Raw genomic sequence first — 21,563 nt, 5'->3', positions numbered from 1 at the left:
TTGCGTAAAAGCACTACCGGAACAGATTGACCTTTGCCAGATCGATAAGCTGCTGTCCCCGGCCGTCCATCACCGCACGGAGCATGAACAAGCCAAACTTGTACGCCTGGTCGGCGGTGGTCGTTGGAGGCATCACGAGCTCCTGGCGCGCGCTCACTACGTCGACCAGGGCGGGACCCGGGTGTGCAAATGCTTCACGCAGCGCGCCTTCCAGGTCTGCGGGACGTTCCACGCGCACGCCCTTGATGCCCATTGCGTTGGCCATCGTGGCGAAGTTCGGATTCTTCAAGTCACATCCGACATCAAGGAAGCCACTGGCCTTCATCTCCATTTCCACGAAGCCTAGTGTCCCGTTGTTGAGCACGATGACCTTGACCGGCAACCCTGTTTGAGCGAGCGTCACAAACTCACCCATCATCATGGTGAATCCGCCGTCACCGGACATCGAAATCACTTGTCGGTCCCTGAAGGCGGCCTGAGCGCCAATGGAATGCAACAGCGAGTTGGCCATCGATCCGTGATTGAACGATCCAATCAGACGCCGCTTGCCATTCATCTTCAGGTATCTGGCCGCCCATGCGACGGGCGTGCCGACATCGCAGGAAACGATGGCGTCGTCATCAGCCAGCTCGCTGACGAGCCGGGTCACGTATTGCGGATGGATGGTGTTTCCGCCTGCATCGGGTTCCGCCAGCGCGTCCAGTTGACTCCGCGCCTTGCGATAGTCGTCGAGCGCCCGGTTGAGGAAGCTGCTGTCGGCCTTCTCCGAGATTAGCGGAAGCAGTTCGCCGAGCGTATCCTTGACTGTTCCCAGCACCCCGAGGTCCAGCGGACACCGGTTGCCGAGCGCCTCCGCCTTGATATCGACTTGCGCGATGGTGACCCCTTCGGGATAGAACTGGCGATAGGGGAAATCGGTACCCAGCATCAGCAGCATGTCGCAGCTCTTCATCGCGGAATAGCCGGAAGAGAATCCGATAAGTCCCGTCATTCCCACGTCATAGGGGTTGTCGTACTCGATGTACTCCTTGCCTCGCAGCGCGTGCACGATGGGGGCCTGCAGCTTGCGGGCGAGTTCGATGACTTCCGCGTGCGAATCCTTGCAGCCGGCCCCACAGAGCAATGTCACTCGCGACGACCGGTTCAATAGATTTGCGAGTTTGGCGATTTCGCTGTTGGAAGGGCGAATCGACGGGGCCGCAGGCGCGCTCCAGTTCGGCACGGATTTTGTGAGCGGGTTGAGTGCTACATTTCCCGGGATGACCACCACCGCGACGCCTTTGCGGCCGATTGCCGCCCGCATGGCACGGCCGAGAATCTGTGGCAACTGGTCCGGACTCGATACGAGTTCGACATAGTGACTACACTCCTTGAACAGCACCTCGGGATGGGTAGCCTGGAAATAGTCGATGCCGATTTCCGTACTTGGAATATGCGCAGCGATAGCAAGAACGGGAACACCGTTCCGATGGCAGTCAAACAAACCATTGATGAGGTGCAGATTCCCGGGGCCGCAGCTTCCACAGCATACGGCGAGCTCCCCCGTGAGATGAGCCTCGGCGCCAGCAGCGAAAGCGGCGCTTTCCTCATGCCGCATGTGAACCCATTCAATTGAGCCATCGCGACGCAGGGAATCCGTGAATCCGTTCAATGAGTCACCCACCACGCCATACACACGCTTCACTCCTGCCTGCACAAGTGCATCAACCATGTAGTCGGCAGCTATCGTCGTCATTTCGCATCTCCATTCAAATTGAGCAATTTCTGCAGGTCCGTCGCTTCCGCAAAGAGACATGGCAGACGCAACCTGCGTGAGCGCATCGCCCTTTGACATGGGACGGTGCAAACCTGTCCGGGCGATCACCAATCGCGCAGCGCTGGTGTTCGTGGTCCTTCGAGGGAAAGTTAAAAAAAGCGGAGCTTTTTTGTGCGGATGAGGCCTCTGTTCAAACTGGGCTTCAGCATCATTTTGCTGGCTTGATGATAGGCAGCCAGAATCAGTTTCGCCTATTACATGAATCTGGGATCCGGCGATTCCCGGGGCTGAACGGGGAACGAAAACGGCCGCCATCGGGTTTCATCACGGCCGGGACCCGCGAGCGCGAGGTAGATGTAAATGCTCTACAACATTGATGTAATTGGGATCGGGAGGCTTGCCTTCTAGAATCCCTAGTTGCGGAACTCCCTCGCTGCGCAGAACCTTCTCGCATCCTGCGGCTATGAAACGCGGCTCTTCATTGTTGCGGCCGCTGTCGCTGGCTGCGGATATGTCCGACTTCTTATGTGTCATCACAGATCTCGGCATGAGGCCGATCGATGGTCTGGAGATGCCTTTCTGCTGGTGGCTTGAGAGGACATAAGTGGTACCTCGTCATTCAAAGTCTTGATGGAGATGAAGCCTTGAAGCCATATTTCGTATCCCTGGGCGCCGGGGTTCTCGTCGGCATCATTTATGCGGTAATCCACGTGCGTTCGCCGGCGCCGCCGGCTATTGCACCGGCGGGTCTGCTTGTAATGTTGCTTGGGGAGCAGATCGTCGCCCCTGTCCATCGCATGCTTGCTGGCGCACCGGTGATGCTTGCAAAAAAGGACAAAGCTCCTTCCGCGCGAGATTGAACATATGTCGACCGGCAATCCTGGCGCACCGCCTTCGGTAGTCGATTCCGCTTCCTCAAGGTTCCTGCTGTCGTTCGTGGCGGGCTATGTCGATGTGGTGGGTTTCACGGCATTGTTCGGCCTGTTTACCGCGCACGTCACCGGGAACTTCGTCATGATTGGCATCGAACTATCGTCGCCGACGGTGCCCGTCCTGCTCGCGAAAATCCTGGCTCTCCCGACTTTCGTGCTCGCCGCCGTGGGCACGAGAATTTCGGAATCCAGACTGCTTCGCAAAAACAGGCAACCCGTTCCCGCCTTGCTGTTTGTCGAGTGCATGCTGCTGGCGATCTTCATGGGTCTCTGCTATCTGTCGCTCCCAATCAGGAATGCCGATGCTCCTCTCGCGGTTCTGGCGGGTCTGAGCGCGGTCGCTGCAATGGGGGTTCAGAATGTCCTCGCCAGGACCGCGCTCGCCGAATTTGGTACCACGACCGTCATGACAGGAAATACCACGCAGCTAGTCATCGATCTGGTCGATCTGCAAGGTGCTTCGCAGGATCAACGGTCTGTGCTGAAGAAGAGGATCTGGAAGACTGTTCCCGCTATCGTCGGATTCGTCATCGGCGCAGGATTGGGCTGTGCTGCCTACAAGCTGATTTCCTTCTGGTGTGTCCTGCTACCCATTGGAGCGATCGCATTCGTCAGCGCCAGCATCGTGCGGGCAAGGCAGGTCAGCTTGAGTCCAAAGCATGAACCGGTGCCGGGTGATGGGCTGAGCAAGTAGCCGGGCAACATGAATATGTAATACCCGGTACGGGTAAGGTCCCGTTACGATGATTGCAAGCATGGTGCGAACGTCCGGTCGAATGATTTTCGTCGGATTCTCGCTTTCATATCGTCATTTTCTGCCTCCGTCGCGTTGACCTCTGCTCAGGCGTTGGGGGACGCCTGTCGCTCAATCTGAAATTAATGGTGACGTCGTCATGGCTTTTAGCGAGAGAGAAGGGCGTCGATGCGGCGGCATCGCTCACAGACCAAGGCTTGCGAGCGTGGTGTGGACGCTTGGCCTGCTGCATGGCTGCAGCCGGTCGCCGTCAACAAACGTGCTTGGTGCGTACTATCCCGACTGGCTCTTCTGCATTGTCGGTGCCGTTGTTGCCGCGGTTCTGATTCGACTGCTGTTGCTGCGCGCCGGGCTCAACGACTGGCTCTACCCACCCGCCATTGCTTACCCGGCGCTGTTGGCGCTGCTGGCGTTCGCGGGGTGGCTGTTGTTTTTCTGACGTCTATCTGGAGCGGAAGCACATGGAAGACAGCGCGCACAGCCAAAGGAGGAAGTTATTGACCATTCTCCTTCTGGTGACGGCTATCGGATTAGGGATCGTTGTGGTCTGGCGCGTGGATACGGAGCCTCGGACCGATGATGCATTCGTGTACGCCGACACGATCAATGTGGTTCCCGAGGTGTCGGGTCGGATCGTGAACCTCGCAGTTCGAGACAACCAGCGTGTGAAGAAAGGGGATCTCCTGTTCGAACTGGACCGGCGTCCCTTCCAGGATATGTTGGACAAGGCCCGTGCTTCCCTGGCCCAATTGGACGAACAGATCATGCTGGCGCAGCGTTCAGTCAACGCACAGGTACTGAATGCGTCTGCAGCGCGGGCCAGCGTCGATCGGGCCCGTTCTGCAGCGAAGCAAGCGGCAGACACACTGCGTCGGATGGAGCCGCTTGTCGAGAAGGGCTATGTCTCGGCCGATGATCTGGACAAGGCGCGAACATCGGCGCGAAGCACCGCAGCGGAACTCGAGGCGGCGGAGCTGAAGGCGCGTGAGGCCACGGCTGCGGTTAGCGGCGTGGACGCATTGCAGGCGCAGCGCTTGGTCGTGCAGGCGGAGATTGCATCCGCGGAGCTGAATCTCGAATTCGCCACGGTGAGGGCACCATTCGACGGTGTGGTGGTCTCGCTTCGAACCACGCGCGGTCAGTTTGCGTCGGCTTCCTCGCCCGTATTCACGCTGATCGACACGACACGATGGTATGTCATAGCGAATCTGCGCGAGACAGAGCTGGCCAATATCAGGCCCGGCACGCGCGCCACGGTGTACCTCATGAGCAAGACTGCAGCGCATTTCGAGGGGGAAGTCGATTCCGTTGGATATGGCGTGGCCCCCGACGATGGCGGGAGCCTGGCGCAAGGGTTGCCGAAAATCCAACGCAGCCTGAACTGGGTTCATGTGTCACAACGGTTTCCGGTGAAGATTCGGATCAAAACCCCGAATCCGGATCTCTTTCGGGTCGGAACTTCCGCGGTGGCCACATTCCACCCTGACGGGAGTCGCCGGCGAACTGCGGAGTGAGAATACACAGGCGTGCTGAGACATGAATCGCTTCCTGCAATTTCTCCGTGACGAGCTTACCCCGTTCCCCGGCCGGATGAACGTCACGCTACGCTGCGTAGCCAGCGCCGTCATCGTGATCGTCATTTCCATGACGCTGCAGGTGCCGTTTCTCGCGCTGTCGCTTCTCGTGACGTTCTTTGCAACCCAGTCGAATGTCGTCCTCACCAGGATAACGGGAATCCTGTTCTTTGCCGGAGCCACGCTTGCATTGAGCAGCTCGATTCTTCTGCTCAAATTCACCTTCGACTATCCGTTGCTACGAATCGTATTTGCCAGCCTGATATTCTTCTGCTGTGTCTATGCAATGCGGGTCTTCCAGCTTGGCATTGTCTTCTTCATTGGCGCCATCGTGATCATCTACGTCCAGTCGTTTGTCGACGTAACGTCGAATGCGGAAGCGCTGATCCGGGCAGTCCTTTGGGTTTGGGTATCGGTGTGCTACCCGATAGCCTTCACGCTCGTCATCAACACATTGCTTTTGCCGGCTGAACCTCGGCAGCAATTGCGTCAGATGCTGGTTTCGAAGCTCATGGTAGTGCAGGCGAGGCTGGGTGCATTGCTTGGCAGCGCATCTGCGCCCGGAGCCATTACCGCGCGGGACGTGGAGGGCACAACGACGGCTCTTCAGAAGCTGCTGAGATTTACAGCAATGCGCGGCAGGCGCGATGACATTGCCGAAGCGCGCGATCTTGCGACTGTCACGACGGTTTCGAACCTCTATGTCGCTGCGTCGGACTTGCGGCAGACTTCCTTCGTCCCGGAGATGCTCCAGGATAGGGTCAGGTCCTTGCACAAGGCGTGCGGAGCATTGGCCGGGGCGATCGGTAGGGACGAACCCTTTTCCATTGCAGAAGAGCGAAGGAACCCCGCCGTTGGCTCGACATCTGCCGCTGGAGCTCCCTGGGCCCTGGTGGCGATGAATCGCGCTTTCCTGGAACTCGACGCCTTCACGGTGGCACAGGGCGACGCCATGCACAAGCCGCCGAGACAGCCTTTACTCGCACCGGACGCCTTTAGTAACCCGGTGTACGCAGAGTTTGCAATCAAGACCTTGCTGGCTGTGCTGGTGTGCTATCTCTTCTACAATTCCGCCGACTGGCAGGGCGCGCATACCGTGATGCTGACGTGTCTGATTGTGGCCCAGCCCAGTCTCGGTGCATCAAGCCGACGGTCATTGCTGCGTTTCTGGGGAGCCGCTATTGGCAGTTTGCTGGCGCTGTTCGAGCTAGTATTCATTCTCCCGAGAATTGACGGCATTGCGGCGCTGATCGTGAACGTTCTGCCGGTATTGTTTATCGGAGCGTGGGTGGCAGCTGGCTCGGAGCGCATCAGCTACGCGGGCGCGCAGATGCTGTTCACATTCTCGCTGGCGTTCCTGGAGCAATTCGCCCCCACGTTCGAGCTGACAGAGATTCGGGACCGCATGGTTGGCATCTTCCTTGGCATCGTAGTCGCCACCTTTGTGCAGATGAGCCTGTGGCCGGAAGGTGAGGCAGCGTTGCTCAGGCGCCGGCTCTCGGCCAGTCTCGTTTCAACGGCCAGGCTCCTACTGAGTCTCGGGCATCCGGCAGTCGCCGAAGGGAGCCCGGATATTGGAAAGCAGCGAATGGCGGCATGGGCTGCGCTCGATGACTGCGAGGGTATGTTGTTGCGGGTCGCGCTTGAGCCAACCTGGCGCGAAGGCGAAGAAGAGCGCGTCACGTTGCGCGCAAATTCCGTGCTTGTTGCCGCGCGAGAGCTGCTGCTTGCCGCGGACGCCCTGCGAAGCACCTTTGATGTCGCCGGCGGCAGGATGCCTGCGCTTCTCGGCGATGCCGCACGCGACTTCGCGTCGAGCGCCGGCTCGGCAATCATGGAGTATGCAACGGGGCTGAAAGAATCGACGCCCTGCGCAAGGCCGCCCAGGCTGACGGTCCCCAAGGCATACATGGCCGGGAGCGGACTGGATGAGGGCGCTGAGGGCAGCGTCGCGGAGTTGAGTGCCGAAGTCAGTCGCGTACTGCAAGCGGTGTCGGGCTTACCAGAGTGGGTTGGGGAGGCCGGCTCTCGTGCGCCGGGACTTCCAGCCAGCGTGCGAGCACAATGATGGAATCCATGTCGCCGGCCGCGCGGGGCAGTCTCTCTCGTCATTTGCGTTGTCTTGCCATGGCCAGCGTTACGGTATTGGCCGGCTGCGCATTGATTCATCACGACAGCGCTCCAGTTCAGCAGGTGGATGCAGCGCAGGTCGAGGTCCCGCAGCAACTGGACTTGACCGCAGGCGATTGGCCGTCCGAGAAGTGGTGGTTGCAATATGATGACCAGCAACTGACTGCCTTCATCGACCGCGCACTATCGGCCTCTCCGACGATGGCGCTAGCACATCAGCGTCTGGCACAGACTCAAGCGCGGGCGGACCTGGTGGCAGCAGCATCCGGACCGCAGGTCAGCGCCATCGGGTCCATCGACCGTGAGCGCGTGTCATCCCACGGTTTCCTGAGCGCGTATTCAGGATTTGCACCGGCTATCGGAGCGAACGGCCCCTGGTATACGACTGGGCTTATCGGATTAGCGGGTGCGTGGGACCTGGACATCTGGGGGCGGCATCGTGCGGAGATTGCCGCGGCCATTGGCGTTGAGAACGCACAGAAAGCAGAGGCAGCACAGGTTGCGCTCGAACTGTCGACGGGTGTCGCGAAACTCTACTATTCCGTGCAGACCGCGCTCTCTGCCATCGATCTGCTGAAACGGGAGCGCGACGCCATCGCCATCGAGCTCGATGCCCACCGTTCGATGATTGCGCGCGGGCTTGAACCCGAGACTACCGCCAAACAAGCGGAGGCCAAGCTGCTCTCTGTCGAGCAGAAGCTCTCGCAGGTATCTGATGAGGTGACAAACGGACAGGAGGCAATGCGTGCCTTGATTGGCGCGGATTCACGCGAACCCGTGGACATTGCGCCCAGAACGCTCCCGGTTGTGGCAACGGGGGTGCCGTCAAGTCTCGGCTTTCAGCTCCTTGCACGCCGCCCCGACCTGCAGGCGCTGCATTGGTATGTCGTCTCATCCTTGAAACAGGTGGAGGCGGCAAAAGCGGCGTTTTATCCGAGCTTTGACATCAAAGCCTTCTTCGGATTCAACGCGCTCGACCTTTCCCAACTCTTTCTGCATGCAAGCCAGCAGATCAACATTGCACCCGGCCTTTACCTCCCGGTGTTCGATAGCGGTCGCCTCAACGCCAATCTGAGGGGAGAGCGAGCGGCGAGCAATGCCGTCATTCTGCAATATAACCAGGCCGTCTTGAATGCGGTTCGCGATGTGGCGCAAACAGGAAGCGCACTCAAAGACCTGGGTGAGCGCACCGCCATGCAGCAGAGGAAACTCGAGGCGGTGCAGTTCACGCTGGACAGCGCGTCCGCTCAATACGCACGGGGGCTGGCCAACAGGCTGCAAGTGGAGCAGGCACGCGAGACAGCGATACAGGAACAGTTGGCGATGCTTCAACTGACAACCCAGAGTCTCCAGCAATCCATCGTGCTGACAAGAACACTGGGCGGGGGCTACCAGGCGGCGGGCGACATGCGTTGAGGTGGCAGGGGGCGAACGCTGGTCCACATGGCTTCATATTGCATCCGAAGGGTCGGTCGGAAGGCGCGCTCGCTGTCCATCGCAGATCCAGTAGCAAAAGACATCACATAAGTAAAAGATTATGCTCACCACAAAAATGTTTAATTGTCATTAATGCATTGCCGGGCTTACGCTTCAGTCAAATTCACCTGATTGCCCGGAGATTCAAAGATGGGCCAGCCAACCTCAGACCAAGGTCGCACTGCCAAGGCGTTCCTGGCACGAACCTATCCAGATGCCGGCACGGAACCGCCTCTCGGTGCCCATCTCATCACTCCGCGCCACGGCTACAGCCACCATGGCATCTATGTAGGTGACGGTAAAGTTGTGCATTACGCCGGACTTGCCAGGTCGCTGCGTCGCGGCCCGGTCGAGGAAGTCAGCATCACGTGTTTCGCCGCCGGATACGAAGTCTTGATCGAACCAGGTGCTGATCCGGTCTACGCCAGGCACGAGGCTGTGCGGCGTGCACGCTCGCGGTTAGGCGAGAATCGATACAGGCTGCTGACCAATAACTGCGAGCACTTCTGCGCCTGGTGCCTGTATGGGGTAAGCCGTAGCGAGCAGGTGCTTGCATGCCTCATCGACCCGCGCGCGGCCCTGCGGACCGCGTTATGCCTGTTCACTGCATTCCTGGGGGCGGCATGGCCCGGACCTTGCTTGAGCTGACGATCGATTCTTGCTGGTAGTTGTGGGGCTGTCCCTGGCGCGCCGCGCCTTGAACGGCATGTCAATGCAAGGCGACAGGAAATTCCCGTCGCCTCAACCGTTTGCGTCGCCACAGCGGGAAGTCAAGCACGCTGAGGTAAAGATGGAGAAGGGACTATGGAGTCGGTCAACGAATTTGTGTGCGTAGTAGATGACGATGCAAGCATCCGGGAAGCGCTGGCAAGCCTGCTGCGCGCCCATGGAAAAAGTGTGCGGTCGTTCAACTCGGGGCATGAGTTTCTGGAAGAAGCTCAATGGGACACAGTGGCGTGCCTGATTCTCGATATGCGCATGCCGGGCATGAGTGGCCTGGAAGTCCAGGAGCAGGTTATTAGCAATTCTCATGCTTCCATCGTTTTCATCACGGGCAGGAACGATGTGCCTGCCACGGTACTGGCAATGAAGAGCGGGGCTGTCGATTTTCTGACGAAACCCGTCTGTGAGGATGCGCTGCTCCGCGCCGTCGACGCCGCAATTGCCAGGACGCGCGCACAGCGCAGGGATGCAGCGGAAGCGTCAGCGCTACGGGCGCTTTACGAAACCCTGACGCCAAGAGAGCAAGAACTTCTGCCGTTGCTTGTCGGGGGCATGCTGAACAAGCAGGCAGCTGACGTACTTGGGATCACTGAGTACACGGTGCAGGTGCATCGTGGTCACATCATGAAGAAGATGCAAGCGGGCTCATTTGCCTCACTCGTCAGGCAAGCAGGCCGGTTGGAGCTTGAGGTGCACCTGCCCACCAGGGGCCACCAACACTAACCTAACGCCTTGTCCGATGTACCACTGCGAGTGGTCGGGGTGCATCCCATTACCGACCATTCGCCAGGACTTTGGCATGCGCGCCGCAAGTCAGCGTACCGCTGCCGCGGCGAAGACCTAGCCACGATCACACGCGTTGCGAATGATGGCTCCCACGACTGGGGCCATGCCTGTCTTCTTGCGGCGGCGCGCCCATAGCCTGGGCATCCCCCGCGTTCCCCAGACTACATGACTTCTGGCTCGATGCGGATGCGGCCGCCATCCACGACGCCTTCAAGGCAGATATCCGCCCCGGGCATCGCCAGGCCTGCAAACGGTAGCCCGTCGCGCCGGTTGGTGTGGCGGCTTCATGCGCCGGTGTATCGCGGCATCGGCGGGGCTGTCCCCACGCATCCCGGCAGGGCATGGGATAGCGCTTCCGGGCAGCGCTGCCTAAACCAAGGTATGACTTGGAGCTATCTGATGAGCCAGCAAAAGCCAACGCATGCATGAAGGCGCGCGCGCACCGTCGCACCTAAGCTTCGAACTAGGGAAATCGAGCCCGCTCGACGATCCCGAAAGCAAGGCATGCATCGCAGCCGGGCCGTGCAGTTCCACGGAGCAAGGCGCGATCCGCAACGCCATGTTCTGCCTGCCGGAGATCTGTGCCGGCGCCATCTGTCACCGACCCGAGAAAATCATGACCATACGCATCCAACGCCGTCTTGCCATCGCCGGCCTCATCGGCGCGAGCATCCTTGCCACCGGCCTGGCCAACGCTGCCGACCCGCATACCAGCCCCGACAGCGCAGACCGGTACGGCTACAACTCCAACGTCAACAGCAAGCGCGACGCCTTCACCGATGGTTCGCGCAGCGGTCAGGTTGACCGCAAGTTCGACCCCTTTACCGAGGGCGCACGCCTGGAACGGACGTCCCGCCCGTTCGACGGCACGGTGCAAGGCTGATGCCAGGGCTGCCCGTCACTGCGTGGGCAGCCCCTGGCGATTCCGCCAACGGAGGTCCGTGATGAACAACGTTGCCCTGATGCTTGAACCCGCGCGCGCAGGCGAGGCGGCGGAGACGAGCTTTGCCTCCGGCGTTCCCGGCGATGCAAAGCCGCCGTGCCCCGGTAGCCGCAGGCACGTCCTGTGGACAGCAGCGTGGCTTGGCATGTGTGGGGCCAGTTGCGCGATGGCCGCGGTGGTCGCGTTGTGGGCGCCGCTTTGACAGCGCGCCGGTGCCAGCGACAGGCGCGCTGGCTGGAACCCGCCCTTCAGGAGAGCGAGCCGGAGACCACGCCAAGCGCTTCGGCCTTGAGCACGAAGTCCGCCAGCGACCTGGATCCCATCTTCCTCATGGCCTGGCCGCGGTGGAGCTTTACTGTAATCTCGCTCAGGTTCATCTCCGCGGCTATCTGCTTGTTCATCAGGCCCCGTACTACCAGGGCCATGACTTCACGCTCGCGCGGCGTCAGGGATTGATAGCGGCGGCGCAGGTCGGCGCCGGATTGCTCGGAAATCCTGCGCGCCTCGTCGCGCGCCAGCGCGCTGCTGACCGCATCCAGCATGTCCTGGTCGCGGAAGGGCTTGGCCAGGAAATCGGTGGCACCCGCCTTCATGGCCTTCGCGGTCATGGCGACATCGCCGTGAGCGGTCATGAAGACGATGGGGATAGGCATGCCGCCCGCGGCAATCTGCTCCTGGACCGCCAGGCCGCTCTGGCCCTTCAGGCGCACGTCCAGCACCAGGCAGCTCGGCGCGTCGGCCTGCTTGTGCGCGAGGAATTCCTGCGCCGAGGCGAAGGCCTCGACGTGCAGGCCCACGGAACGCAGCAGCATGCTGAGCGCCACCCGCATGGAATCGTCGTCGTCCACCACGTAGACAACGGGAGTGCCACCTGGCTCATTGCTCATGGTCCGTCCTCATGCTGAATCGGCAGCACCACTTGCAGCGACGCGCCACCATCGTCCGGGGATTCCGCCCAGATCCGGCCCCCGTGCGCTTCGACGATCGAATGGCAGATGGACAGGCCCATGCCCAGGCCATCCGCCTTGGTGGTGAAGAATGGATTGAACAGGTGCTCGGCATCCCCGGCGAGAAAGCCGTTGCCTGAATCCCGGACCGTCAGCTTCACCTGCTCCGGTTCGACCCGGCAGGTGCTGATCCACAGGCGGCGCCGGCGGCTGGTCACGCCATCCATCGCCTGCACGGCGTTCACCACCAGATTGACCAGCACCTGTTGCAGCTGCACGCGGTCGCCGCGGATCAGCGAAGCCGGTTCATCCAGCTGCAGCATGGCTTCGATGCCATGGTCCTGCAGCTCGCGGCGCAGCAGTTCCACCGATTCTCGCGCCAGCGCGTTCAGATCGACTTCGGCATAGCTGGGATCGCGCTTCTGCGCCATCGCGCGGATCTGGCGGATGATCTCGCTGGAGCGCTTGGCGTCGGAGATCATCTGCCGGATCGATCGCGTCGCTTCGTCGATGTCAGGCTGCGGGCGGTGCAGCCATCGCAGCGCGGCGTCCGCGCAGGTGACGATGGCTGCGATCGGCTGGGCGACCTCGTGGGCAATCGAGGCAGCGAGTTCGCCCAGCGTAGTGATGCGCGTGACATGGGCCAGTTCGGTCAGCGAGCGCTGCAGCGCCTGTTGCGTCAGCGTGGCCTCCGTCACGTCCATCAGGGCTCCGACATACTCGAGGTGGCCTGCGGAAGCGGTGTTCAGCCTGGTCACCAGGTGCACATGCTTGACCGAGCCGTCCGGCATCAGCAAGCGGTGCATGACGTCGATGTGCGGCGCACCCGCCCGGATCTGGGCGCGGGCTTCCTGTACCAGCGCCAGGTCGTCCGGGTGTATCCGCTTCAACATGTGATCGGAGGTGGGCTGTACGCTCGTGTCGTAGCCCAGGATGCGGTAGGCCTCGTCCGACCAGGTCATTTCCTGTTCCGGCAGCCTCAGCGCCACGCTGCCGGTCTTGCTGAGCCGCTGCGCCTCGGCGAGGAAGGCCTCGCTGCGTGCCAGCGCGGCTTCGGCCTGGTGGCGTTCGGTAATGTCGTTGCTCGTGGCGAGGATGGCGGCCGGCTTGCCGGACTGGTCTCGCCACAGCGCCCACCGGCTGGAAATGGTGAGCGGCTTGCCGTCGCGGCGCATGGGCTGCAACTCGCCGTCCCAGCGCCCGGTCCGCAGCAGTTCGGCTCGGATATGTTCCACAGGGACGGGAAAGCGGGTCTGCGTCAGCCCATGGACCGACTGGCCCATGGCCTCTTCCGCAGTCCAGCCGTAGACCTCCTCGGCGCCGCGGTTCCAGAAAGTGACGCTGTCCTCCATGTCGTACACGACGATAGCGTCATGCGTCAGGTTCAGCATCTGGATCTGGTCGCGCAGGCGCGCCGTGCTGGCCAGATTGCGCATCGCCAGCAGCGACGTAATCGTGATCGCCAGCAGGCTGAATGCGCAGCGCGCCAGCGAGCCGGCACTGTCGTTAACGTCCACAGAAAGCGCGAACCCGACCAGCGTCAGGACAACACAGGCCACACCCGCGGCAAGGGTTCTCCGCCGCGATCCGCCCTGCGCGACCAGAAGTACCACTACCACGTAGAGCACGGCAATGGCGATATCCAGCGGCGTCAGTGCATCGATCAGGAAGACGGCCAGCGCGAGCACGAGCGCGACCAGCGACTGCGCTCGCGTGCCGGGGCGCGCCGGGCCGATGGCGGGGAATGACTCGGTCATGCCGGGCCTCTCGGGGCTGGCGGCCCAGCCGAAAACAGACCGGAAGGAAAAACGACGCGCTCTGTTCATGGGGGCTCGATATGGTTTCCTAGCGCTGGCGGCATGCCAATGCGCGAAACCCATGCCGGCCGGCATGGGTTGCAATCTGTCGCTTCGTCTTGCATGCCGATGCCAGGCACCGGCGCGCGCGGACCAGTGTGCGTTGCGCGGGTCCGATTGCCCCCACCGCGTCTCCTCCCGCGTGCAACGGCTACGGCTCGCGGGCCGACTCGCGCGTTATCTGTTCCAGGCATTCGCATATCGCGGCGCCATCGACGGGCTTGCACAGGAAAGACCTTGCTCCGCACTCCAGCGCCTGCTTGCGGATGGCGTCGGTACAGAAGGCCGTGATGAAGATCACCGGTACGAGCACGCTGGCCTGAACGAGCGCCCTTTGCATTTCAAGGCCGGTCATGCCCGGCATCTGGATATCGGAGATCACGCACGCCACCTCGGCGGCACTGCCCGAATCCAGGAAATCACGCGCCGAGGAAAACGGGCGGGCTTCCCAGCCGAGCGAGCGGACCAGGCTCGATGTCGCCACGCGGACCGATTCGTCGTCATCGACGATCGCTACTATCTGATTGTTGTACAAGCGACTACCTCTGCCAAGCTGAGCATCGGATCCGCGCACCGACCGTGGGCGGCATCCATACCCTTTGCCGGCATCTTATGCGCCTTGTTTGCCGGGTGGAACTACATGAAGGTGTAGGTATTGGCGCCCCGTCCGCCGCGCATCGCCCCGTGTCTGGTAGACGGTACTTCATCTGCGCCGCTCCGCATGCCATGGACTGCAACAGGCGCGACATTCCAAATTCGACGCTGACGCAAGCCTTCCGGGTCGCGAACCGCCGTGCACAGCGGCTGCTGATTCAGCGACGCCAAATCGAGCCCGATGAGACGGTCTGGGTTCGCCGGCTGGTCCAAACGGACCCGCATAGTCCATGCCGCCACTCCAGCTTTATGTAATAGCGAATCGTCGTCGCTGTACCTACCATCCGGACACCTTGGGCACCGCTGCCATTCTGGAAAAGCGCACCGCTCACTTTCACGGGCGCTGAGCCCGTACACCGTGGACGATCAACAGGAAACAACGATGGCAAGCAACAATATCTTTTCTGGCCTGAAGGTGGTGGATCTCGCCAGCTTTATCGCAGGTCCCAGTGCCGCGGTCATCCTTTCGGACTTCGGTGCCGATGTCATCAAGGTGGAGCCTCCGGCGGGAGACCTTTGGCGACATGGGCATGAGCTGCCGCCGCAGCCACGGGCGAAGGATCCCTATGCCTGGCACCTGGCCAACCGCAACAAGCGCGGCATCACGCTCAATCTGAAATCTTCGAGTGCCCGGCCGGTCCTGCAGCGCCTGATCGAGTGGGCTGACGTGTTCATTGTCAACACGCCGCACCCCGCACGCAAACGGTTGAAGCTCGAATATGACGACGTGGTGCAATACAACCCCCGCCTGATCTATGCGGATGTGACGGGTTTCGGCGAGAAGGGACCAGACGCCGACCTGCCGGGCTTCGATATCACTTCCTACTGGGCACGCAGCGGATTGCTGTCCATGACGCGCGATGCCGGCGCCCCGCCAACCTGGCCGGTGGCCGGTAGCGGAGACAATGCGACCGCAGTGGGCCTGTATTCCGCGATTGTCACCGCGCTCTATCGTCGGGAGCGCACGGGTGAAGGTTCGTACGTCACGACATCACTGCTTGCGGAGGGCGTCTGGGCCGCGAGCGTTTCGATCCAGGCCGCACTGTGCGAGGCGACGTTCTACGGGCTGCACGATCGCAAGCATCCCGCCAATGCGGCCCTGAACGTGTACCGCGCTGCCGATGACATCTGGTTCGTTCTCATGGTTATGCCGGACAAGTTCCAGGTGGTTGCGGAGGCTCTGGACCGCAAGGATCTTTTGACGGATCCGAGGTTCTCCGATCCTGCGAAGTTGATCACAAACATGCCGCAGCTGACGGAGATTCTCGATGGCATGTTCGCAGCGCAGCCCATGACGCATTGGCAGCAGATCTTCGAAAGCGTCAGCGTCACGTTCGGCGTCGTGCGCGGTCCGCAAGACGTCATCAACGACCCGCAGTTGCGGCTCAATGACATTGTCGTTCCACTGGAAGGCGCCCCCGGCAAGCTGACTTCCACCATCAGCAGTCCAATACAAGTGCATGGCATCAGCAAGGTGTCGGCCAGGCGAGCCCCGTCCCTGGGAGAACACAACGAGGATGTTCTGAAGGAGCTCGGCTTCAACGCGAGCGATATCGATGCATTGCTGTTGAGCGATGCCCTTGGCAAGATGAAAAAGGAGCAGTGATGAATCAATCATTGGAGCGTTTGTTCGTGCTCGACTTGAGCGACGGCCGGATTTTCTCCATGAATCCGGATGGCTCTGACCTGAATACCCTGGTCACGGGATGCCGCCACCCAGACGGCATCGCGTTGGACCTGGAGAAGGGGCATATCTATTGGACGGATATGGGTGTTCCCGATCGCAACGATGGGATGATCGAACGCGCCAATCTGGACGGTAGTAACCGCACCACGATCATTCCCGAGGGCGCCACCTACACGCCGAAGCAGATCCATCTCGATCGCAAGAATCGCAAGCTCTATTGGTCGGATCGCGAAGGCATGCGGGTCATGCGCTCGAATCTCGACGGCTCGCACATCGAAACACTCGTTGAAGCCGGCCGCGGCGATGGTGACCGCAGCGATGCGTCGAACTGGTGTGTGGGGATTACGGTTGACGTTGAGCGCGGGCACATCTACTGGACGCAAAAAGGCCCGGACAACGGCGAACGGGGTCGCATCTTCCGCGCGAATCTCGAGATTCCCTCGGGCGAGGACGCCGCCAATCGTCAAGACATCACCGTGCTGTTTGACGGACTGCCGGAGCCGATCGATCTGGAACTCGACCTGAAGAGTCGCCATCTGTATTGGACCGATCGCGGCGATCCCCCGCGCGGCAACACTGTGAGCCGTACATCCATTGACGGCAAGCCGACCCAGGAAATCGTGCTGCACGATCTGATGGAGGGCATCGGCCTTGCGCTGGATGTTCCGGGCAATCGCATGTTCGTGACCGACCTGGGCGGCTCGGTCTACTCCGCTGAACTCAATGGTTCGATGAAGCGGGTACTGGCAGCCATGCAGGGAAATCTCACGGGCGTGGCCTACGCGGCATTCACGCCGAAGGACAAATGATGACGAACTTTGACAAACCTATTCACCGCATCGCCATTGTCGGCACCGGAGTCATCGGTGCCAGCTGGGCGGCACAGTACCTGGCCAGTGGCTTCGACGTGATCGCGACCGATCCGGCGCCGAATGCGGAAGCCAACTTGCGCAAGTACGTCGACGACGCCTGGACGGTGCTTACGCGCATCGGGCTGTCTCCCGGCGCTTCGCGTGACCGTCTGGCGTTTACGCCCGATATGAAGCAAGCGCTGGAGAAGGCCGACTTCGTGCAGGAGAACGGTCCGGAACGGCTGGACTTCAAGATCAAGCTCTACGCTGAGATGGACGCCGTGACGCCGCCCGATTCGGTGATCGCATCGAGTTCCTCGTCGCTGACAATGAGTGCGGTTCAGTCAAAGTGTGAGCATCCGGAACGGTGCGTCATCGGACATCCGTTCAATCCCCCGCACGTTGTCCCGCTCGTTGAAGTGGTGGGCGGCGCAAAGACATCGCCGGCGGCCATCGAAAGGGCGATGACGTTCTATAAGTCCATCGGTAAGCGGGCGATTCTCTTGCGCAAGGAGGTCCCCGGGCACGTCGCGAACCGGCTCCAGTCGGCGCTGTATCGCGAAGTGTTGTATCTCGTCGAGCAAGGGGTTCTCAGTGTGGCCGACGCGGATGACGCGGTGAGCTGGGGGCCAGGGCTTCGCTGGGGCGTGATGGGACCCAGCCTGCAGTTCCACCTCGCAGGTGGCGCCGGTGGCATTCAACATTTCATTGACCATCTGATGCCCCCGGTGCTCGAAGCCTTGTGGAAGGAGCTCGGGACGCCGAGGCTCACCCCCGAGTTCAAACAAAGCCTGGCCGACGAAGTCCTGCAAGAGGCCGCCGGGCGTTCGGTCGCCCAGCTGTCGGAGGCGGAGAACGAGATGCTCGTCGGTCTGCTTCGCTTGCGATCCGGGCGCAGCTGAGTGTGGCTCGCTTGCGTGTGCGTCCCCATTAGCCACGAGTGATTCTAAACACGATAGAGATTGGAGCATTGCAATGAGCTACAACGCACCTGTGAAAGACATGCTGTTCACCATGTCGGAGCTCGCCGGACTCGAGCGCGTAACCGGCTTGCCCGGATTCGAGGATGCCACGCTGGATACTGCGCAGGCCGTCATCGAGGAATGCGCGAAACTGTGCGGCGAAGTGCTTGCGCCGCTGAACGCGGTAGGCGACACGCATCCGAGCACCTGGAAGGACGGTACCGTCACCGCGCCGCCCGGCTTTGCCGATGCGCTGCGTCAGTTCGCATCCGGCGGATGGCAGGGTGTAAAACACCCGGTCGAGTACGGCGGCCAGGGGCTGCCGAAACTGATTGCAACGCCGTACTATGAGATGGTCAATGCGTCCAACATGGCGTTTGCGCTTTGCCCGGTGCTGACCGACGGCGCGATCGAAGCGCTGCTGACGGCTGGCACCGAAGAACAGAAGCAGCGCTTTGTACCGAAGCTCGTTTCGGGCGAGTGGACCGGCACGATGGACCTCACCGAGCCGCAGGCAGGCTCCGACCTCTCCCTGGTACGCACGCGCGCCGAGCCGCAGGGAGACGGTACGTATCGGCTCTTCGGCACGAAGATCTTTATCACATGGGGCGAGCACGATATGGTGGAGAACATCGTCCATCTCGTGCTGGCGCGCACGCCAGGCGCGCCCGAAGGTGTGAAGGGAATCTCCCTTTTCATCGTGCCGAAGTTCCTGGTGAACGACGACGGCTCGCTCGGCAAGCGCAACGATGTGGAATGCGTGTCGATCGAGCACAAGCTCGGCATCCGGGGGAGCGCGACCGCGGTGCTGCAGTTCGGCGATCATGGCGGTGCGCTCGGCCATCTCGTGGGCGCGGAGAACCACGGCCTCGAGTACATGTTCGTCATGATGAATGCGGCGCGTTTTGGCGTCGGTACGCAAGGGGTTGCCATCTCCGACGCGGCCTACCAAAAGGCCGCCGCCTATGCGAAGGAGCGCGTCCAGAGCCGCCCGGTAGATGGTTCGGCTACCCAGTCCGTGGCGATCATCCGACATCCCGACGTTCGTCGAATGCTCGCGACCATGCGCGCACTGACCGAAGCCGCCCGTGCTCTCGCGTACGTCGCGGCTGCGCACGCCGATATCGCGCAGCATCACCAGGATGCGGCGACCCGTGCCGAGCATCAGGCGATCTTTGAATTCCTCGTGCCAGTGGTGAAGGGCTGGAGTACCGAGTCGGCGCTCGAGGTGACGAGCCTCGGCGTGCAAGTCCACGGCGGCATGGGCTTCATCGAGGAAACCGGCGCGGCGCAGTATTACCGCGATGCGCGCATCCTCACGATCTACGAGGGCACGACGGCGATTCAGGCTAACGATCTCGTTGGCCGCAAGACGCTGCACGATCAAGGCGCGGTCGCCAACGCGTTGTTGGCGCAAATTGGGCAGACGCTCGATGATCTGCGTGCCGGGCAAGGCAAACCGTTCGAGTCGATGCACAAGCATCTGGCGCAGGGGCAGCGCTCGCTGCAGGCGGCGGTCGAGTACGTCGTCGCGAATGCGACGCGCAATCCCAATGCGGTATTCATCGGCAGCGTGCTGTACCTGAAGCTCGCGGGTATTGTGCTGGGCGGCTGGCAAATGGCCCGCGCGATGCTCGTCGCCTCGCGCAAGCTGTCTGAAGACCCGTCGTTCTACGGCGCGAAGATGGCGACTGCCCAGTTCTTCGCCGAATACTTGCTGCCGCAGGCGGTGGCGCTCGAGGCATCGATCACCGGCGCGGACGGTTCGGCAGCCGTGCTGGCCCTTGCAGATGATCAGTTCTGACCGGAGCGGGAGGATGACGACCGCAATCAGGACTGAAAGCCCCTCCGCTCGATGGATCGAGCAATACGGCCCACGCGAGTCGATGGAGTACGACGTCGTCATTGTGGGCGGCGGTCCTGCCGGCCTTTCCGCAGCGATCCGCCTTAAGCAGCTGGCGCAGGAAAAAGGTGTCGAGATCGGTGTGTGCGTGCTCGAGAAGGGTTCGGAAATCGGCGCGCATATCCTGTCGGGCGCGGTCATGGACCCGCGCGCCATCACCGAGCTCATTCCCGACTGGAAGGAAAAAGGCGCGCCTTTGAGCGTGGAGGTGAGCGAAGACCGGTTTCTCTTCCTCACCGAGAAAGGCGCCGTGAAAACCCCGAGCTGGGCGCTACCGCGTAACTTCCGGAACCATGGCAATTACGTCGTCAGCCTCGCGAACGTCGCGCGCTGGCTTGGCGAAACGGCCGAAGCGCTCGGCGTCGAAATCTTTCCGGGTTTCCCGGCGGCGGAAGTGCTTTATAACGAGGACGGCTCGGTCAAAGGCGTGGCCACGGGGAACATGGGCATCGGCAAAGATGGTCAGCCCACGGAGAGCTTCCAGCTGGGGATGGAGCTGCACGCGAAGTACACCCTCTTTTGCGAGGGCGCGCGCGGACATCTTGGGCGGCAACTCTCCGACACACTCAGGCTGCGCGACGGTGCCGACCCGGAGGTCTTCGGCATCGGCATCAAGGAGCTCTGGCAGATCGACGCAGCGCGGCACAAGCCCGGGCTCGTCATCCACACCGCGGGCTGGCGTCTCGATTCTCAGACTTACGGCGGGTCCTTCCTCTATCACGTTGACAACAACCAGGTCATGGTTGGCTTTGTCGTCGGCCTTGGCTACACCAATCCGTACCTCTCGCCGTTCGAGGAGTTCCAGCGCTACAAGACGCACCCGGCGATCCGCACGTTCCTTGAGGGTGGCAAGCGCATCGCGTATGGCGCGCGCGCCATGACGGCGGGCGGCCTGATGTCGCTGCCGAAACTCGTGTTTCCGGGCGGTGCGCTGGTCGGCGATGATGCGGGCTTTCTCAACGCCTCGCGCATCAAGGGCTCGCATGCGGCCATCAAGAGCGGGATGCTCGCGGCGGAAGCCGCATTCGACGCCGTGCAGGCCGGACGACAAGGCGACGAGCTGGCGGCCTACCCGGAGTCGTTCAGGCAATCGTGGCTCCATGAGGAGCTGCATCGCGCGCGTAACTTCAAGCAATGGATGAGCAAGGGGCTCTATCTCGGTACGCTGATGGTTGGCGTCGAGCAAAAGCTCTTCGGCGGCAAGGTGCCGTGGACGCTGCATCACCGGCATCGCGATCACGAGATGCTCAAGCCCGCTTCGCAGTGCGCGCAGATCGTCTATCCGAAGCCCGACGGCAAGCTCACCTTCGACCGGCTCTCGTCCGTGTTCCTCTCGAACACGAACCATACGGAAAACCAGCCCGCGCACCTGACGCTGAAGGACCCGAGCGTGCCTGTCGACGTCAACCTGAGCACCTATGCGGGCCCGGAAGGCCGCTATTGCCCCGCGGCCGTCTACGAGTTCGTCAGGAGCGAGGATGGCGGGGATCGCCTGGTCATCAATGCGCAGAACTGCGTGCATTGCAAGACCTGCGACATCAAGGACCCGACGCAAAACATCGTGTGGGTTACGCCTGAGGGAGGAGGGGGGCCGAATTATCCGAATATGTGAGGGAAGTGGGCGCCATT

17 protein-coding genes and 1 pseudogene are annotated in these 21,563 nt (G+C 61.5%); 14 read left to right on the top strand and 4 right to left on the bottom strand.

The genetic code is table 11. The features are described from left to right. Positions 1–13: 13 nt before the first annotated feature. Entirely contained in the window at positions 14–1,735 is a 1,722-nt protein-coding gene (gene poxB / locus ACW4E8_RS33030; protein WP_456808358.1) for a ubiquinone-dependent pyruvate dehydrogenase, read from the bottom strand. Positions 1,736–2,400: 665 nt separating this feature from the next. On the opposite strand from poxB, the pseudogene ACW4E8_RS33025 reads away from it, so the two are divergent. The 9 genes and pseudogenes from ACW4E8_RS33025 to ACW4E8_RS32985 form a co-directional block, all read left to right on the top strand. Then, positions 2,401–2,583 (top strand): annotated as a pseudogene (locus ACW4E8_RS33025) (DUF1427 family protein); the annotation flags it as partial. Between the two features lie 37 nt (positions 2,584–2,620). Continuing rightward, the gene (locus ACW4E8_RS33020; protein WP_456808357.1) at positions 2,621–3,382 is read left to right on the top strand and encodes a YoaK family protein; all 762 of its coding nucleotides are present in this window, start codon (positions 2,621–2,623) and stop codon (positions 3,380–3,382) included. Between the two features lie 199 nt (positions 3,383–3,581). Further along, the gene (locus ACW4E8_RS33015) at positions 3,582–3,881 is read left to right on the top strand and encodes a YtcA family lipoprotein (protein WP_456808356.1); all 300 of its coding nucleotides are present in this window, start codon (positions 3,582–3,584) and stop codon (positions 3,879–3,881) included. A gap of 22 nt (positions 3,882–3,903) precedes the next feature. After that, positions 3,904–4,956 (top strand): multidrug transporter subunit MdtN, encoded by a 1,053-nt coding sequence (mdtN, locus tag ACW4E8_RS33010; RefSeq protein ID WP_456808355.1) that lies wholly within the window; start codon positions 3,904–3,906, stop codon positions 4,954–4,956. 22 nt (positions 4,957–4,978) lie between these two features. Next, complete coding sequence (locus ACW4E8_RS33005; protein ID WP_456808354.1) at positions 4,979–7,084, top strand: FUSC family protein; 2,106 nt, start codon at positions 4,979–4,981, stop codon at positions 7,082–7,084. Beyond that, a complete protein-coding gene (locus tag ACW4E8_RS33000) occupies positions 7,081–8,562 on the top strand; it encodes an MdtP family multidrug efflux transporter outer membrane subunit (RefSeq protein WP_456808353.1) in 1,482 nt (493 codons plus the stop codon). Before ACW4E8_RS33005 ends, ACW4E8_RS33000 begins: the two co-directional genes overlap by 4 nt. A gap of 210 nt (positions 8,563–8,772) precedes the next feature. After that, entirely contained in the window at positions 8,773–9,270 is a 498-nt protein-coding gene (locus ACW4E8_RS32995; RefSeq protein WP_456808352.1) for a lecithin retinol acyltransferase family protein, read from the top strand. Between the two features lie 156 nt (positions 9,271–9,426). Then, positions 9,427–10,068, top strand: coding sequence for a response regulator transcription factor (locus ACW4E8_RS32990; RefSeq protein WP_456808351.1), 642 nt, complete (start codon positions 9,427–9,429; stop codon positions 10,066–10,068). A gap of 484 nt (positions 10,069–10,552) precedes the next feature. Next, positions 10,553–11,014 carry a hypothetical protein gene (locus ACW4E8_RS32985; protein ID WP_456808350.1) on the top strand — a complete coding sequence of 154 codons (462 nt, stop codon included), beginning with the start codon at positions 10,553–10,555 and terminating at the stop codon, positions 11,012–11,014. Between the two features lie 308 nt (positions 11,015–11,322). On the opposite strand, the gene ACW4E8_RS32980 is transcribed toward ACW4E8_RS32985, so the two are convergent. The 3 genes from ACW4E8_RS32980 to ACW4E8_RS32970 form a co-directional block, all read right to left on the bottom strand. After that, positions 11,323–11,961, bottom strand: a complete 639-nt coding sequence (locus ACW4E8_RS32980; RefSeq protein ID WP_456808349.1) for a response regulator transcription factor — start codon at positions 11,959–11,961, stop codon at positions 11,323–11,325. After that, entirely contained in the window at positions 11,958–13,778 is a 1,821-nt protein-coding gene (locus tag ACW4E8_RS32975) for a PAS domain-containing sensor histidine kinase (protein WP_456808348.1), read from the bottom strand. The genes ACW4E8_RS32980 and ACW4E8_RS32975 overlap by 4 nt, the downstream gene beginning before the upstream one ends. A gap of 250 nt (positions 13,779–14,028) precedes the next feature. Beyond that, complete coding sequence (locus ACW4E8_RS32970; protein ID WP_456808347.1) at positions 14,029–14,412, bottom strand: response regulator transcription factor; 384 nt, start codon at positions 14,410–14,412, stop codon at positions 14,029–14,031. Positions 14,413–14,913: 501 nt separating this feature from the next. Between ACW4E8_RS32970 and ACW4E8_RS32965 the strand changes: the two genes are divergently transcribed. From ACW4E8_RS32965 to ACW4E8_RS32945, 5 genes are all read left to right on the top strand, one after another. Continuing rightward, on the top strand, positions 14,914–16,137 hold the full coding sequence (locus ACW4E8_RS32965) for a CaiB/BaiF CoA transferase family protein (protein WP_456808346.1): 1,224 nt from the start codon (positions 14,914–14,916) through the stop codon (positions 16,135–16,137). Beyond that, positions 16,137–17,027: a 3-hydroxyacyl-CoA dehydrogenase gene (locus tag ACW4E8_RS32960; protein WP_456808345.1), complete on the top strand. Its 891-nt coding sequence runs from the start codon at positions 16,137–16,139 to the stop codon at positions 17,025–17,027. The genes ACW4E8_RS32965 and ACW4E8_RS32960 overlap by 1 nt, the downstream gene beginning before the upstream one ends. Beyond that, positions 17,027–17,971 carry a 3-hydroxyacyl-CoA dehydrogenase NAD-binding domain-containing protein gene (locus tag ACW4E8_RS32955; RefSeq protein ID WP_456808344.1) on the top strand — a complete coding sequence of 315 codons (945 nt, stop codon included), beginning with the start codon at positions 17,027–17,029 and terminating at the stop codon, positions 17,969–17,971. Before ACW4E8_RS32960 ends, ACW4E8_RS32955 begins: the two co-directional genes overlap by 1 nt. Before the next feature lie 73 nt (positions 17,972–18,044). Further along, positions 18,045–19,835 carry an acyl-CoA dehydrogenase gene (locus tag ACW4E8_RS32950; RefSeq protein ID WP_456808343.1) on the top strand — a complete coding sequence of 597 codons (1,791 nt, stop codon included), beginning with the start codon at positions 18,045–18,047 and terminating at the stop codon, positions 19,833–19,835. Between the two features lie 13 nt (positions 19,836–19,848). Next, complete coding sequence (locus tag ACW4E8_RS32945) at positions 19,849–21,546, top strand: electron transfer flavoprotein-ubiquinone oxidoreductase (protein WP_456808342.1); 1,698 nt, start codon at positions 19,849–19,851, stop codon at positions 21,544–21,546. Positions 21,547–21,563 lie beyond the last annotated feature (17 nt).

This window comes from Cupriavidus sp. CP313 (assembly GCF_054072015.1).
This window is presented reverse-complemented; position numbering and strand designations above follow the sequence as displayed.